Origin of the sequence: Flavobacterium marginilacus (assembly GCF_026870155.1) — a bacterium.
In the GTDB taxonomy this organism is placed as follows: domain Bacteria; phylum Bacteroidota; class Bacteroidia; order Flavobacteriales; family Flavobacteriaceae; genus Flavobacterium; species Flavobacterium marginilacus.
Genome location: NZ_CP113975.1, coordinates 3,509,201 through 3,525,378 on the forward strand (window position 1 = coordinate 3,509,201; position 16,178 = coordinate 3,525,378).

Genomic DNA, 16,178 nt, shown 5'->3' on the forward strand with positions numbered 1-16,178 from the left:
GGTAATGTTATGCAATAATACAAATAAAATTTATCATACAATAGTATTTATTAAAAAGAAAATATATTTTTGTAGAACAATAATAAGACATGATACAACGAATTCAGACCATTTATTTACTAATCGCTTTTTTAGCAGTAGGTATTCTGCCGTTTATTTTTCCGCTTTGGAAATGGAGCGATGGTAAAGATTATTTTGTCATGCAGAATCAAATTTACTCAATATTACTTGGACTAAGTACTGCAATAACAGTTTACAGCATAATTTCATTTAAAAAAAGACAAACTCAATTTGTTGCCAACAGATTGAATATCGTATTAAATTTGATTTTATTAGGATTGTTTGTATATCATTCACTAAATTTATCTGGAGAAGCAGTTACTGTTTCTGAGAAAGGTATTGGGATGTTTGTTCCTATCTTAGCTGTCGTTTTTTTAGTTTTAGCTAATAAAGCGATTAAGAAGGATGAAGATCTTGTAAAATCTGTGGATAGATTGAGATAAACCTATAAAATTTAATTTATTAATGTGCGAAGAAATCCCGAATGTAACAGTTCGGGTTTTTTTATCAAGCTCTGTTAAATTTGTACTTACAAATGCACTATTAATAATCTTTTTTTATAAATTTGGATACAGTTATTAGTACCTATGACAAAGAATATCAGAATCCATCTTGCAGATGATCACCAAATAATTATCCACGGAATTCAAACCCTACTCAATACTGTCCCAAATTTTCAAGTTGTTGGCTTTTCTCTCAATGGAACAACAGTTTTTGAGGATGTTACTAAAAATCAGGCTGATGTACTTGTTCTTGATATTAGCATGCCGGAAAAAGACGGAATTGAAGTTGTTAAAGAATTCAGACAGAAAGGATTTCCGTGCAGAGTTATAATACTTTCCAGCTATGACGACTTAAAATTAATTAAAGAAATCATGGACATGGGTGTCACAGGCTATTTAACTAAACAATGTGCAGGAGACAGCATCATCGAAGCAGTACAGGCAGTAGCTAACGGTGAAGAATATTTTTGTGAAACAATCCGTGAAAAAATATTCAGTCATGCTACTAAAAACAATCCGAAACTCAAAACTTACAAGCCAAATATAAATCCATTATTAACAGAGCGTGAAATTGAAATTGTTATTTTAATTGCTCTTGAATATAGCGGCAAGGAAATAAGCGAACAGCTTTTCATCAGTACAAATACTGTAGAAACTCATCGCAAAAATATAATGAAAAAACTAAAAGCCAAAAACACTATCGGTATAGTAAAATATGCTATGAACAATCATTTGGTTATATCTTAATTTAACTATTCAAGCATTGCAGGCTTTCTATTGATACAATAAAATATGTTTAAAATTAGATTTCGAATCTTAATTCCATTTTTATTTCTAATCAATTTTAGTCTAACCTTACCTGCTCAAAACAAGGCACTTTCCAAAACAGAAATAACTTCTTTATTAAAAGATGCAAAACAGGATCGAATAAATGGTAATTACGAAGAATCATTATTGAAATCAAGAGTAGCACTAGAACAATCAATCAAAATAAAGAACAATGTTTTAACAGCTAACTCTTACCTGATAATAGCTTCCAATTTTGATGAACTTACAGAACCCTTAAAAGCACTGCATTATTACAATCTAGGGCTTTTTTATGTTAACAAAACTAATAATCCCACCCTAAAAAATCAATTCTACAATAATCTGGGCAACATCTATTGCTTCGATAAAAAGCAATATGACAAAGGAATTTATTACTATCAAAAATCACTGCAGCAAAGCCAGAAAGTTTTAGATAAAAAACAAATATTCTTCACAAAACTCAATATTACCTGGGCCTATTTTGATATCGGAAAGTATCAGGAAGGGCTTCCTTATTTAAAATACATCAATAAATACCAGTCAATTTTTGGCAGCGAATCTACCGTAGTTATTTTAAACATGCTTAATGGCATGTACTACAATTTTACAAACGAAAATGAAAAAGCCGATTTATATTTTCAAAAAGCAATAGAATTTGGCAATAAAGGAAATGAAAAATCAGATCTGTCTTTCTCGCATTTAGAGTATTCAAAATTTTTAAACAAAATTCACGAACCTCAAAAAGCCTATGAAAACCTTTGCTTATTCAATAAAATCACAGAAGAACTCCATATTGAGGAAAAACTAAACAAAGCAAATATTGTAGGCCTGAATCTCGAAATTGACCATTACAAAAGAGAAATCGACAAAATTGAAACCACTTACAAAAACAAGCAAAATTTATTAATTGAAGAACAGTCCAAAAATAAAAAAATCGTAATTATTGTTTTCTTTATTTTAATCTGCACTATAATATCTTTCTATTTTTTCTTCCAGAACATTCATTTGAAACACAAAAACAAACTAATCGATGTTCAAAGTAAAATTCAAGAGAGAATTATCAATGCCTCTATTGATGGCCAGGAATTGGAACGAAAAAAGATTTCAACCTTTTTGCATGACAATATCAGTGCTTTACTTTCCTCAGCCGGTTTACATCTGAATGTTTTTACCTCACTCCAAAAAACACATCCAGAGGAAATTAACAAAACAAAAGGGATTCTTGAAGAAGCACACAAACAGATCCGAAACTTATCACATGAATTAATGCCGGCTTTATTAGTTCGATTTGGACTTTTATATGCATTGGAAGATTTATGTGAAAAAACATCCAATTCCAGAATTACAATTGCTTTTAATTCGCTTATCAAAATTAAAAAAAGATACAATGAAGATTTTGAAATGAAACTGTACTTTATAATTGCCGAATTAATCAATAATATTATAAAACACAGTAATGCAAGCCATTCCTCAATTAATATTGAAGAAACTGACTCTTCCTTAATCATTCATGTGACAGATGACGGAACAGGTTTTAAAAACTACCAGTTTGAGACTTACGAAGGATTTGGAATTAATCAAATCCGTGCCCGAATAAACAATATGAAAGGAGAATTTATTGTCAATTCAGCCCCCAATAAAGGCACTGCAATTTACCTAAAAGTCCCTGTTATCAAATAAGAAAACTATCATTTTTTACCTAGTTCAACAATTTCCAAGTCCTTAATTTTTTCACCGTCAATCACGAAACGAAGCATCGTTCTCACCTGATGAAAACCGCTTTTACCTGCAGCACCAGGATTCATATGCAGCAGGTTATTTTTTTTATCAAACATTACTTTTAAAATATGCGAATGCCCGCAGATGAATAATTTCGGAGGATTTGACGCCATCTCTTCTTTCAAAGCAGGATTATATTTCCCCGGATAACCCCCAATATGCGTAATCCAAACATCAACACCTTCACAAAAAAAACGGTTGTGCAAAGGAAATTCCAAACGTGCCTCTGCATCGTCAATATTACCGTAAACACAGCGCAGCGGTTTTAACTTTTTTATAGTATCTGTAACAGCCAAATCGCCAATATCACCAGCATGCCAAACCTCATCAGCCTGATTTACATATTTCAAAATCGTATCATCAATATGACTGTGTGTATCTGAAAGGAGAAGAATTTTTTTCATATTTTTTTGGAGCTGATCCCGCTATCCGTTTCAATCTTTTGTGCCGAACACCGGCACAAAAGGATTTTCACTATTATCAGGGCTAGGAGATGCCAGCAAAAATAGACATTCTGCTTTTAAATAAAAAACTACCAATGAAGATACACGGCATTCGCTTTTAAAAAAAGATAAACACGAATTTCACCAATTAACACTAATTCTTATCAAAATTGAAATCAAATTTTACAACTTTTTACAGTTTCGAATATTTTGTGTAATTAAACAGCAATCTTAATTCGTGCAGATTAGTGTAATTCGTGTCAGAAACTTTTATAAGCGAATGCCGTGATGAAGATACATTCTTTGTAAATTTGCATTAAAAAAACAGCGGTTTTCAATTGCAGATTATTATCAAAAATCTGTAATTATAAAATCCGCAATCTAAAATCAGCGCCTTGAGGTATTTTATAAAACTAGCTTACAATGGAACAAATTATCACGGCTGGCAAATTCAGCCAAATGCTCCCTCAGTTCAGGAAACAATGAACAAGGCTTTTTCAGTGATTCTTAACTCTGAAATTAGTCTTATGGGGGCAGGAAGAACAGACACTGGAGTTCATGCTCGAGAGATGTACGCCCATTTCGATTTGGGAAAACCATTTGATATTCCAAACACCATGCACAAGCTGAATTCTTTTTTACCAAAAGACATTGTGATATATGATATTTTCCCCGTTGCTGATGAAGCACATACCCGTTTTGATGCTGCCAAAAGAACATATGAGTATCACATAAATACTTTTAAAGATGCATTCCTTCAGGAGCAAAGCTGGTATTTTCATCAAAAATTAGATTTAGATTTAATGAACGAAGCCGCGAAAACATTACTAAATCACACCGATTTCCAATGTTTTTCTAAAGTAAATACCGATGTCAATACTTTTAACTGCGAAATATTTGAAGCTCATTGGATGCAGGAAAGTGAGAAAATAATTTTTACTATATCGGCCAATCGTTTTTTAAGAAATATGGTTCGCTCTATAGTAGGCACACTAATTAATATTGGGTTACATAAAATTACTTTAGATGATTTTGAACTGATCATAAAAAGTAAAAGCAGAGAAAAAGCAGGCTTTTCGGTTCCTGCACATGGTTTATATTTAACTAAAATTGAATACGATTTTGAAAAAATTAGACAATTGAACAATTAGATATTTTTTTGAATAAACCATTAATAATAAAAAACAAACAATTAACTTATAAAGTCAATTTTGAAAGCAAAAGCATTTGATACCCGATTATTCAAGAGAATTTTAACTTACACAAAACCCTACCAATGGCGTTTTAACGGCGTGATTGCATTTGCTGTTTCACTATCTGTTTTTGCGGCCCTTCGCCCCTATTTACTGAAACAGACGGTCGACAGCTATATTCAGCCAAAAGATCAGACCGGTTTATTGATTTACATAAGCCTGATGGGAATTGTACTGATGCTTGAAGTTTTAGCACAATTTTTCTTTGTGTATTGGGCCAACTGGCTGGGACAGGATATTGTAAAAGACATCCGTTTAAAACTTTTTAAACATATTCTGAGTTTCAGAATGAAATATTTCGATCTGGTTCCAGTGGGACAGCTCGTAACGCGATCAGTTTCGGATATTGAAGCGATTGCCCGTATTTTCAGCCAAGGATTATTTATGATTATAAGTGATTTGATGAAAATGCTAGTAGTTCTTATTTTTATGTTTTATATGAACTGGAAACTGACGTGGATTGTTATTGTTGCGATGCCTATCTTAGTTTATATCACCCGTATTTTTCAAAAAAAGATGCAGGTTGCTTTTGAAGAAGTGCGAACTCAAATCGCCAATATGAACTCATTTGTACAGGAAAGAGTTACGGGCATGAAAATTGTTCAGCTGTTTCATCGCGAAGATATTGAAGCCGAAAAATTCAGGGCAATTAATGACAAACATAATAAAGCCTGGATAAAGACTATTTTATACAACTCCATTTTTTTTCCTATAGCTGATATTATTTCGTCATTGACTTTAGGTTGCATTGTTTTATACGGAGGTTTCCATATTCTGCAGGGCGATACTTCAACAACCTTTGGTGACTTGTTTTCATACACGATGTTCATCAGTATGCTGTTTAATCCGCTGCGTCAGATTGCTGATAAATTCAACGAGATGCAGCTGGGAATGATTGCCGCCAATCGTGTTTTTGATATTTTGGACACACAGGACCAAATTCAAGATACTGGAACAATTGAAGCACCTTTGTTTAACGGAGATATCCGTTTTGAAGATGTTCGTTTTGGCTATATTCCAAACGAGGAGGTGATAAAAGGAATCAATCTTGAAGTAAAAGCGAGTCAGACCATTGCCATTGTAGGTTCTACCGGAGCAGGAAAATCAACGATTATTAATTTACTGAACCGTTTTTATGAAATTAACAGCGGTTCCATCTTTATAGACAATCATAATATTGAAAATTATACTTTGAGTTCGCTGCGTAAACAGATTGCTGTGGTTCTGCAGGATGTTTTCCTTTTTGCCGATACCATTTACAACAATATAACACTTAACAATCCTGAAATCACAAGAGATCAGGTATTGGATGCTGCCAAAAAAATCGGGGTTCATGATTTTATAATGAGCCTGCCGGATAATTATGATTTTGATGTAAAAGAACGAGGCGTAATGCTTTCTTCAGGACAAAGACAGCTCATCGCGTTTTTAAGATCTTATGTAAGCAATCCAAGTATTCTTATTCTGGACGAAGCAACCTCTTCGATTGACACTTATTCCGAGGAATTGATTCAGCGTGCTACTGAAACGATTACCAAAGGAAGAACATCAATTGTTATTGCGCATCGATTGGCAACTATTGTCAATGCTGATAAAATTGTTGTCATGGATAAAGGTCTTATTGTAGAACAGGGAACACATCAGGAATTAATAAACCAAGACAAGGGATATTATAAAAATCTGTATGATTCGCAGTTTTCAACTGCTAACTAATCACTTTGTCTGTACTCATAAATACAAAATACCGGATACTTACAAACTTTACAAGCCTTTTAATCATCAAAAAAATCAATAAGCAACCACCCTTTTAACTTTAATGGACAAAAACGAGTATTCACTCCCAGAATAATACTACTCACTCCTTTTTGTTTTTTTAAGATTATTGAATCAGATATTTTTAGGAAAAATTTTAACCTAAACTTATTTCACGATGAAGGGAAAGGCATATCAAACAGCTCTAAAAAACAGTTTGCTATTATTTATATTAGTTATGAGCTGTAATGCTATAATTGCTCAAAAGAAGAATAAAAAAGACAAAACAGACAAAAAAGAAATTATCCAAGATAGTACTGCTAACAAAAAAGGGAAAAAATATGATGTCCTTATAAAACAAGGGACTGTCAAAAAAGGATTATTTAATATTATTCAGGTTAAAAGTGATCTTTATTTTGAGATTAACGACTCGCTTTTTCAAAGAGAGTTTTTAGTGGTAAACAAAATTTCTAATGTTCCAATGCCGGTAAATGATGCTGGATTAAATAAGGGAATGAATTATGAAAACAAAATCATTACTTTCCATAAAGATCTTATTGCAAAAAAAGTCTGGGTAAAATCATCCGTTCCAAAAATTTCTTCTCCTATAGGTGATGCAATAACAGCTTCAGTAAATAATAATTTTTCGGAATCTATCATTGAAGTTTTTGATATTGAAACTAAAAATAACGACTCTACATCAGTAGTTATTAAAGTGAATAAAGTATTTGACGGAAAACAAAAAAGTTTTAATGATGTATTGAGCAATATCGGTTTTGGAGGTTCGGTAAAATCTGACTTATCTTATATAGAAACAGTAAAAAGCTTTCCCAAAAATATTATTATAAAATCACAGCTCACCACTTCGGTTGCCGAAGGAGGCCCCGCTTTATCAGTAACTATTGGTGTGACCAGCAACATTATATTACTGGACAAAACACCTATGAAAGCACGATTTTCTGATAACAGAATTGGTTACTTTACCGAAAAGCATTGGTATTTCAGTGATGCACAGCATGCTATGAATGAAAAAGAATTGATTACACGCTGGCGTTTAGAACCTAAACCAGAAGATATTGAAAAATACCAGAAAGGAGAATTAGTAGAGCCTAAGAAACCAATTGTTTACTATATTGACCCGGCTACCCCAAAACAATGGCGTTCCTATATCATTGCGGGAGTTCTCGATTGGCAGACTGCATTTGAAAAAGCAGGATTTAAAAATGCTGTTATCGCTAAAGAACCTGCTGCAGATGATATTGATTTTGACATTGACGATGTACGCTACTCGGTAATAACCTATGTAGCTTCACAAAAAGCAAATGCGATGGGACCAGCAGTTGTGGATCCCAGAAGCGGAGAAATAATTGAATCCGATATTATTTGGTGGCACAATGTAATGACTTCCCTGCAAAGCTGGATGCGCATTCAAACTGGTGCTATTGACCCAAAGGCTAGAAATAATCATTTTAGTGATGAACACATGGGCGAAGCTATTCGTTTTGTTTCTTCTCATGAAGTGGGGCATACTTTTGGTTTAAAACACAATATGGGTGCTTCTTTTGCTTATGATGTTGAATCGCTTCGCTCTAAAGATTTTACAGCAAAAATGGGAGGAACAGCTCCATCGATCATGGATTATGCACGTTACAATTATATCGCCCAACCCGAAGATCATGTAGAAGCAATCACTCCAAAAATTGGTGAATATGACAAATATGCTATAGAATGGGGCTACCGCTGGTATGCCAACGAAAAAGAAGAACATACGGCTTTAAACGGACTGATTGCCAAACATCAAAATGACCCTATCTATTTCTATGGAGAACAGCAAGATGGAGACAGTACTATAGATCCCCGTTCGCAATCAGAAGATTTAGGAAATGATGCTATGAAAGCCGGCGAATATGGCCTGAAAAACCTAAAAGTTGTTGTGAATAACATCCTGGCCTGGACATATGATAAGGATGAATCATACTATGAAACTGGAAAATTGTACATTGGTGCCATAGGACAATGGCAATTGTATAACAGACATGTATTGAATAACCTCGGCGGTATTTATCTCAACACAACAGTACATGGAGATAACAAGGCTAGTTATACAGCTGTTCCTGCTGCTATTCAAAAAAGAGCGACAGCATATCTATTGAAAAATAGTATCACTTTGCCAGAATGGCTGTTTTTTAATCCTATACTGGACAAGACAAATCCACTCAAAGATTCTCCAGTTGGGCCTTATGAATACACACCTTATACCCTGGCAAGAGATCTTCAGTATAACACTTTATACAATATGTTCAATGACGAACGCTTGCTTCGGATGATTGAAAACGAATTGTATCAGCGTAATAAAAGCAAAGAGAAATTATTTACAGTAACCCAGTTATTTCAAACCGTTAATAATCATATTTTTGCTCCTACAATACAAAATAAATCCTTGAGTATCTTAGAGCGTATGACTCAAAAAAATTATGTAGATGTACTAATTGTTTCAATCAATAAACTATTCGAAAAAACAGAGTCTAAAAAACTGATTCAAATTGAAAACAACTTGAATATTCCCGAAATATGCACCTACATTGACGATTCTAAAATGGTGCGCAACATCAATCAATCGGCTATGAAAAGAGTTTCTGAAGTTACTTCAGAGAAAAGAGGAGAGTTAAACAAGATCTTGAAATTAATAAAAATCAAACAAAACACAGGCAATCAAGAAACTAAAAATCATTATTTTGATTTGATTCAACGAATCGAAAGAGCATTAAACTCATCATTATAAAAAGCATTTAGATTTAGAATAAAAAAATAGGCGGCATAATTGGGCCGCCTATTTTTTTAAATATGTAAAACACAAAAGATCTTAAAACAATATAGCCTGTTTTAGAGCTTTATTGACTTTCAGACTACTGCATTTTCGACTCTCTCTGGAACTTTAAAATTCTGCTAATCCCTATTCCAAATGCTAAGAAACTGCTTCTTGAAAGCTGTTGGTTCGTTTTCTTCTTTACTATTATGGAGATATTCTTTTAGAGAATTAATCCTATCCAAACCAGAAGGATGTGTAAAAGTTGCTGCCCCAAACAATTGCTGTAAATAATCAAAATCTGCATACAAGGATTCAAACTCTTTAGGCAATTTGGTCTGCATTAAATGTACCGCAATTAAATCAGCCAAGTATTCAGCTTTTTTATAGTCGTTGGTTATTGCTCCTCTTGGAATCTCTCCTTTTAAACCAAATAATTTTGCCTGCGAAATAGTAACAATATGGGAAACTTCATGTGATAAAACAAAAATTTGCAGTGATTGTTTTTTAACCTCAATCAATCCTTGACTTACTTCTACATAGCCAAAAGAAGCTCCAGCATTAATCGTTTTGTCTTTGGCATCAACATGAAACTCACTAGGAATTTCAATACCATTATAGCTTTTAAACATTGGAACAACTGATTCATTGTACCGCTTTATGAGCAAATCCTCATTGCTTAAAACTATTTCTGCATTTTTATCCTCACTATCCGAAGAGCACCCATTGCAGCTGCATAAACAGGCAAAGAGCAATATAAATAAGTATTTATTCATTTTTCATAACTGTTTATAAAAAACAAACACCCTTAAAAAAGAGTGTTTGTTTCAATTCTTTAAAAAAAAATTACTTAATTAGCGTAGTAAGTAAATGTTTTTGATACCGTAGCTAAACCATCAAAATAAGTATATTCAGCACTTACAGGATAGTTATCTGTATTGTATATGTATTTCACTCCTGCAGGATCAGCAAAAGTACCTTTAATAGGATTGTTAACATTTACGGATTGAATTCCTGCATTAATTGCAGCATAAGCAGATGGATAAATCCCTTTGAAAGGATTGTTTTTTGAATCGTAAGTGGCAATATAATCCTCTCCAAATCTATTCTCTTTGGTAACGTTTCCATTAACAATAGTATATTTCACTTCAGAAACTGCATCTTTTTCAGCATGAGCTGTTCTTTTTTCAGAAGCTAAATTTCCAGCTGTGTCATACGTATATGCGTAGGTATAAGTCAAGACTGAATTCTTTTTATAAACGGCAGTCGTAATTTGACCTGCACTATTGTATGTGTAAACAGTGCTTTCTTTAGCTGTTTCAGACTTTTTCTCTATCACTTCATTTTTATCATTGTACACTAATGTATAAGTAGTAGAAGTAATATCCCCAAAATCATCCACATTTTTGGTAAACTCAGTTACAAAATTGGCTGTATTATATTTTGCAAAAGTTGTAGTAGAGTTTTCACCAAATAAATCTTCCAATTTATATGTTTTTAATTTAGAACCACTGCCCACTTCTGGACGAACTTTAATAGTAACCGTATATACTTTTGTTGTTCCATCCTCGGCAGTAACAGTAAATGGTTTAGATTCTCCATTAACAAAGCTAACTTTTGTGCCAGATGCCGGCGAAATTGTAGCTTTATCAGAAACTGTGATAGTTGGTATAACAGCCTCTAAACTTGCTCCATAAGGCACACTCACTGTAATAGCAGTACCTAAATTATAAGTAATTGATGCAGCATCAACATTAGCTATTGCAATTTTAAAATCATTAATACTAGCTAAGCTTGAAGCTGATTCGCTATCGCTTGAACAAGAAACCGTTGATATAGCTACTGCTATAAACAAACACAGAGTCGAAAAAATTCTTTTCATAATTAAAAATAGGTTAAAATGGGTTTTATTTATCTTCTTTATTCAGCATCTTAAACCACAAGATAACAACAGTTTAAAACGGTTTTATTCTATAAGTTAGGGTTATTTATAGTTGCCTCTTTTGGAAATGGAATTACGTATCGGCTATCATTTTTAGCCAGTGTATAATTTTTTCCATTAAAGTTTTTGGTCAAAGCTTGCTGCGTTGTTCTTCTCAAATCATTCCATCTGTAGCCCTCAATTGCAAACTCTCTTCGGCGTTCTTCAAGTATTTCGGTCAATAAATCAGTTGCATTTAAAGTACTTATTTTAGTTTTATAAGCTGCCCAGCCACCAGGAGTATATCGATTTTTAGTAAAATCAATTAATTTTTGCTTAGCCGCTGCAATGTCATTCAACTCAACCAAACATTCTGCAGTCGTCAAAAACAATTCAGCAGTTCTGTATGATGCCTTGAATTTGGTGTCTTTACTTTTCTTAGAGCGATAAGATCCATCTGTATTTTTACTAAAATATAAATCAAAACGCAAATCATTGGTTTTATCATAAGCCGAAATCAAATCATCCGAAATGGAGGCATTATTTACTATGTCAAAAGTTGCAACAGTTTCTAATGCCAAAATTGACTCTGCCGAATTATATTCAGAAGGCATAATTGTTACATTGTTATTCAAGTCCTGAATTGCACTTTTTATAGCTAAAGCTTCTTTAGCTGCATCAATCGCTTTCTGCCATTCCTTTTGATACAAATACACTCTTGTTTTCAAAGCTTTCACAGCAATCGTAGAAAATCTATAATTGTAGCCTAATGTCTGCTGTTTAACATTTTCCAGAGTTTCCGCTTGGCTAATATCGCTCAATATTAAGTTATAAACTTCTTGAACTGTTTTTACCGGGTATGCTTTATCCGAATCATATTCGGTAGTAATTGGCACTCCAGGATCAGTACTGGCGGTAGTTTTATTATATGGTTTTGCGTAAAGATTGACTAACTCAAAATAAGTCATTGCACGCAACGCATAAGCCTCGCTCACTAACTGATTTTTGGCTGCAATCTCACCTTCCATAGTTGCCGCATTGTTAATGACGTGGTTGGCATAAAATATAGTGTTATACAAACCTGCATAAGGAAAAGCACTTGTTGAAGGACTAGGATTTAAATCATTCCAAATAAAAATATCTTGATAGTACTCTATACCAACAGCATTTGCTTTCAATGACAATTCGTCAGCACGATAAGCTGTAAATACTTTATATTCTTTTGAAACAGCATAAGCAGCAGTTAGGAAACTTCTATATTCCTCTACTGATTTTGGTATTACCTGCCCTACAGGCTCTATGTCTAAATAATCGTTACAAGAGACTAAATTTAGAGCAAGAAATAAAAATATATAATTAATTTTTTTCATGTTTTCCTGTTTTTAAAAAGAAAGATTAAATCCTAAAGAAACTATTTTAGGAATAGGTTGTGCATAGATACTTCCGTAAGTTTCTGGATCGAAATACCCATTATAACTGGTTCCAAAAACGAATAAATTACGTCCTTCGATGTTGAAATTAAAGCTGGACAAATTTAGCTCGTCCAAATATTTTTTTGGTAAATCATATCCAAGTCTAATACTGCTGATACGTATATATGAAATATCTTTAACCCAAATATCCAAATCGTTGTATGTTTTTCCTTCATCGGAGGAGGTGTACCAAGTGTAAACCAAATCAGTATCAAAACCTGGTGAGTTTAACCCGATTAAAGCAGGATATTTTCCTGTTCCAGCTTTTAAGATATCGGTACTATAATTTTTGCTAGGGTCAGCCATTGTTGGATAATACGTTGGCGCAGTTTTAACGGTTTGTTTGATATTGAAATTAGATAAAATTCTTAGTTCATATTGTTTGTATCGGAAACTATTTCTAAAACCACCACTAATTTTTGGCATTGCGTCTCCTACATAAGAATACAATTTTCTATGTTCTTCTCTAGTCAATTGGCTTCCGTTAGTACCATTTTCTAATTTATAAAAATCTACTGCCGTTACTTTCTTTCCGTCTTTCCAGAACAAAGGCAATCCATTACTGTCTATTCCAGCTGTTTTTATTGCAAAAATAGCACTAGAGCTATAGCCTTTTAGCGAAGGTTTAAAATCTTCATCTCTTATCTGAATTTCGTTAACTACATCCTTATTATGGGAAATATTAAGTCCCGTAGACCATCCAAAATTTGAAGTCGAAATATTTTTGGAAGTAACAGACAGCTCATAACCGCTGTTGGTTACCGATCCCCAGTTTGTATTGATAAAATTATAACCGCTTTCCAGTGGTACAGCTCTCAATCCAATCAAGTCTGTACTCTTTCTATTATAATAATCTGCCGTTAGGTTAACTCTATTATTTAAAATGCCTAAATCAAAACCAAAGTTTGAGGATACGGTTTTTTCCCATCTTAATTTTCCGTTAGGAGCGCTCAAAGCACGAATAACATCTTCTGGCATTCCTGGCAGAATAGTTTCGCTGTCATATACCCCAACTACGTAAGGAGAGGTAGTTTTATCAATGTTTCCTTGTATTCCATAAGAAGCTCTCAATTTCAAATCGCTTATTAGATCGATTCCATCCATAAAGTTTTCTCTAAAAACATTCCATGAACCAGCTACAGACCACAATGGCAGATATCTGTATTTAACATCAACACCAAACAAGTTAGAACCATCATAGCGCAAACTGCCAAAAACGGTATATTTTTTATCAAAAGTATAAGAAGCTGTACCAAAGAATGATGCAAAAGCATTTTCATTAAACGTTTTTCTATAAGGTTTAAAAAGTGAATTCGTTAAGGATAATTCGTTTGTGATAGCAGTAGTGGTTAATGTATTAGGATTAAAACCAAATCCTTTAGTATGCACTTCGGTCCTTTTATTTCTTCTAAACTCAGTTCCTGCCATAACATCTACTTCATGCAGTGAATTGAAGGTTTTATTAAAATTGGCTGTTGTTTTCCAATTGTATTGAAAAGAATCAGCATTCCAATTCTGAATAATTCCTCCTTTTGGCATATAATAAGCAACATCACCAGTTGGTGTAAGATACTGTGAATTTTGATTGTATTTTCGTGTATAATAACTATTCTCTGCCGAATATTTCTCTGTTTTATCAAAATCCAATTGCAAACCTAGCTGCGAAGCAAGACTAAAATTCTTGTTCCATTTATAATTTGCGTCAAAGATTGATTTAAGAGAATTGGCTGTTAAATCATATTGTGTATTTTTTCTTTCTTCTACAGGATTATAATTTAAATTCAAATCAGATCTTTCTACCAAATCAGGGTCATAAGCATAATTGCCATTGGCATCATATACTTTCAAATAAGGATTAGCTGTTCTGGAATAATAAGACGGACTGGTATAACCATCTGCATCTGTAATATAAGAACCCGTTTTATTCTGGCTTCCAAATAAAGACACACCAAATTTTAATTTATCATTTACTGAAAAATTATCTTTCAGCGTAATAGTGTACCGTCTTAAACCTGTCCCTTTCGTAGTTCCTTTTTCATCATAAATTCCTGTAGAAAAATAGTAATCATTTGTGTCATTTCCACCCGAAAGACTCAAACTATACTGTTGGTTTACCGCCATTTGATAAATCTCGTTACCCCAGTCGGTATTTGTCTTTTTTAAATCATTTATGGAATTTTGAGTGGCTTTAGAAAGACTTGCAAATCCATTGTCTCTAAAAGCAGCATACTCGTTGTTCGCATTTAAAATTCTAGCTACCGCACCTCTATCTTCATGGTAATTCAAATCGGAACGGCTCGCTAAAAACAACTCAAAATCTACTTTTTGAGCAGAATTCATCAAATTTAATTTACCAAAGTCAGGTTTTTGAGTCACAAAACTGTTCGCATTAAAATTGATACGCATCGCGCCTTTTTTACCTTTCTTAGTTGTAATAACAATAACTCCATTGGCAGCTCTTGCACCATAAATAGAAGTAGCCGAAGCATCTTTTAAAATGGTTATATTTTCAATATCATCAGGGTTTAATCCCCCAATAGCATAGGATTTTAAATTATCAATATTGTCTTTGTCTTTAAAATCTGAAGGTACATTATTGCCTTCCAAAGGAATTCCATCCAAAACCCATAAAGGATCAGATGTACCATTTAAAGTAGATGTCCCACGAATCGAAATTTTTGAAGGAGCTCCTGGTGCTCCGTTAGTAGGCTGAATAACAACTCCAGCAACTTGCCCCATTAACATTTGGTCGACATTTGCTACTGCAGACTGCTTAATTTCAGATGCATTAATTACTGTATAAGAAGAAGTAAGTTTTCGTTTCTCAAGACTCTGATAACCCATTAAAATGACTTCTTTCAAGACTTCCGAACTCTCTCTCAATTGAATTTTCAAGTTAGAACTCGATTTTGATACACTTACTACTTCGGTTTCAAACCCCATATAGGATACCAAAAGATTTTTTATGTCTTCAGAAACTGACAATGTAAACTTCCCATCATTATTAGTAGTCGTTCCAATCATTGCTCCTTGAAGCACACCGGCAATCTTGGTTTGGTTCCCAATAATTGCAGAAGAAACATAGACTGATGCTCCGACAATAGGCATTTGAGTTTTTGCTTCAATAACCCTTCCGCTAATAACCTTCTTATTTTGAGCCAATAGAGCTGCGGGTATAAGGATTAAGAAATAAAGTATTTTTTTAATCATCTTTTATTCAAATATTTAAATTATATAATCAATATGTTAGGCTCTAACCTAAAATTCTAAATTCTTTCTCTAATCTACTTTACAAAGCCACCTGCTTTTTTATTTGATAAAACCATCTATCAATACAGATAATGTGACGAATTAACCTATTTTAACAAAAAAAACTATTCAA

At 33.3% G+C, this 16,178-nt stretch carries 11 protein-coding genes; 6 read left to right on the forward strand and 5 right to left on the reverse strand.

Features of this window, described 5'->3' with window-relative positions; genetic code table 11:
- The first annotated feature begins 89 nt into the window (after positions 1 to 89).
- From OZP07_RS14525 to OZP07_RS14535, 3 genes are all read left to right on the forward strand, one after another.
- On the forward strand, positions 90 to 503 hold the full coding sequence (locus OZP07_RS14525) for a DUF4293 domain-containing protein (RefSeq protein ID WP_281635652.1): 414 nt from the start codon (positions 90 to 92) through the stop codon (positions 501 to 503).
- 144 nt (positions 504 to 647) lie between these two features.
- Positions 648 to 1,310 carry a response regulator gene (locus OZP07_RS14530; RefSeq protein WP_194639197.1) on the forward strand — a complete coding sequence of 221 codons (663 nt, stop codon included), beginning with the start codon at positions 648 to 650 and terminating at the stop codon, positions 1,308 to 1,310.
- Between the two features lie 45 nt (positions 1,311 to 1,355).
- Positions 1,356 to 3,050: a tetratricopeptide repeat-containing sensor histidine kinase gene (locus tag OZP07_RS14535; protein ID WP_281635653.1), complete on the forward strand. Its 1,695-nt coding sequence runs from the start codon at positions 1,356 to 1,358 to the stop codon at positions 3,048 to 3,050.
- A gap of 8 nt (positions 3,051 to 3,058) precedes the next feature.
- Here the strand turns inward: OZP07_RS14535 and OZP07_RS14540 are convergent, their stop codons facing one another.
- Entirely contained in the window at positions 3,059 to 3,553 is a 495-nt protein-coding gene (locus OZP07_RS14540) for a metallophosphoesterase family protein (RefSeq protein WP_194639201.1), read from the reverse strand.
- 434 nt (positions 3,554 to 3,987) lie between these two features.
- Here OZP07_RS14540 and truA point away from each other — a divergent pair, with 434 nt between their 5' ends.
- The 3 genes from truA to OZP07_RS14555 all read left to right on the forward strand — a co-directional run bounded on the left by truA (position 3,988) and on the right by OZP07_RS14555 (position 9,379).
- Positions 3,988 to 4,743 (forward strand): tRNA pseudouridine(38-40) synthase TruA, encoded by a 756-nt coding sequence (truA, locus tag OZP07_RS14545; protein WP_281635654.1) that lies wholly within the window; start codon positions 3,988 to 3,990, stop codon positions 4,741 to 4,743.
- Between the two features lie 60 nt (positions 4,744 to 4,803).
- Positions 4,804 to 6,558 (forward strand): ABC transporter ATP-binding protein, encoded by a 1,755-nt coding sequence (locus OZP07_RS14550; RefSeq protein WP_281635655.1) that lies wholly within the window; start codon positions 4,804 to 4,806, stop codon positions 6,556 to 6,558.
- A 217-nt stretch (positions 6,559 to 6,775) separates the two neighbouring features.
- Positions 6,776 to 9,379, forward strand: a complete 2,604-nt coding sequence (locus OZP07_RS14555) for a zinc-dependent metalloprotease (RefSeq protein ID WP_281635656.1) — start codon at positions 6,776 to 6,778, stop codon at positions 9,377 to 9,379.
- A 164-nt stretch (positions 9,380 to 9,543) separates the two neighbouring features.
- Here OZP07_RS14555 and OZP07_RS14560 read toward each other — a convergent pair whose 3' ends face one another.
- The 4 genes from OZP07_RS14560 to OZP07_RS14575 all read right to left on the reverse strand — a co-directional run bounded on the left by OZP07_RS14560 (position 9,544) and on the right by OZP07_RS14575 (position 16,006).
- Positions 9,544 to 10,179 (reverse strand): M48 family metalloprotease, encoded by a 636-nt coding sequence (locus tag OZP07_RS14560; protein ID WP_281635657.1) that lies wholly within the window; start codon positions 10,177 to 10,179, stop codon positions 9,544 to 9,546.
- Between the two features lie 74 nt (positions 10,180 to 10,253).
- Complete coding sequence (locus OZP07_RS14565; RefSeq protein ID WP_281635658.1) at positions 10,254 to 11,285, reverse strand: SGBP N-terminal domain-containing protein; 1,032 nt, start codon at positions 11,283 to 11,285, stop codon at positions 10,254 to 10,256.
- An 89-nt stretch (positions 11,286 to 11,374) separates the two neighbouring features.
- Complete coding sequence (locus OZP07_RS14570; RefSeq protein ID WP_281635659.1) at positions 11,375 to 12,694, reverse strand: RagB/SusD family nutrient uptake outer membrane protein; 1,320 nt, start codon at positions 12,692 to 12,694, stop codon at positions 11,375 to 11,377.
- Positions 12,695 to 12,706: 12 nt separating this feature from the next.
- A complete protein-coding gene (locus OZP07_RS14575) occupies positions 12,707 to 16,006 on the reverse strand; it encodes a SusC/RagA family TonB-linked outer membrane protein (protein ID WP_281635660.1) in 3,300 nt (1,099 codons plus the stop codon).
- Between the last annotated feature and the right edge of the window lie 172 nt (positions 16,007 to 16,178).

Excerpts from the sequence above, each read along its gene's own strand:
- OZP07_RS14555 (WP_281635656.1), top strand. The coding sequence starts at position 6,776 with ATGAAGGGAAAGGCATATCAAACAGCTCTAAAAAACAGTTTGCTATTA.
- OZP07_RS14560 (WP_281635657.1), bottom strand. The coding sequence starts at position 10,179 with ATGAATAAATACTTATTTATATTGCTCTTTGCCTGTTTATGCAGCTGC.
- OZP07_RS14540 (WP_194639201.1), bottom strand. The coding sequence starts at position 3,553 with ATGAAAAAAATTCTTCTCCTTTCAGATACACACAGTCATATTGATGAT.
- OZP07_RS14570 (WP_281635659.1), bottom strand. The coding sequence starts at position 12,694 with ATGAAAAAAATTAATTATATATTTTTATTTCTTGCTCTAAATTTAGTC.
- OZP07_RS14535 (WP_281635653.1), top strand. The coding sequence starts at position 1,356 with ATGTTTAAAATTAGATTTCGAATCTTAATTCCATTTTTATTTCTAATC.
- OZP07_RS14525 (WP_281635652.1), top strand. The coding sequence starts at position 90 with ATGATACAACGAATTCAGACCATTTATTTACTAATCGCTTTTTTAGCA.
- OZP07_RS14575 (WP_281635660.1), bottom strand. The coding sequence starts at position 16,006 with ATGATTAAAAAAATACTTTATTTCTTAATCCTTATACCCGCAGCTCTA.
- OZP07_RS14530 (WP_194639197.1), top strand. The coding sequence starts at position 648 with ATGACAAAGAATATCAGAATCCATCTTGCAGATGATCACCAAATAATT.
- OZP07_RS14565 (WP_281635658.1), bottom strand. The coding sequence starts at position 11,285 with ATGAAAAGAATTTTTTCGACTCTGTGTTTGTTTATAGCAGTAGCTATA.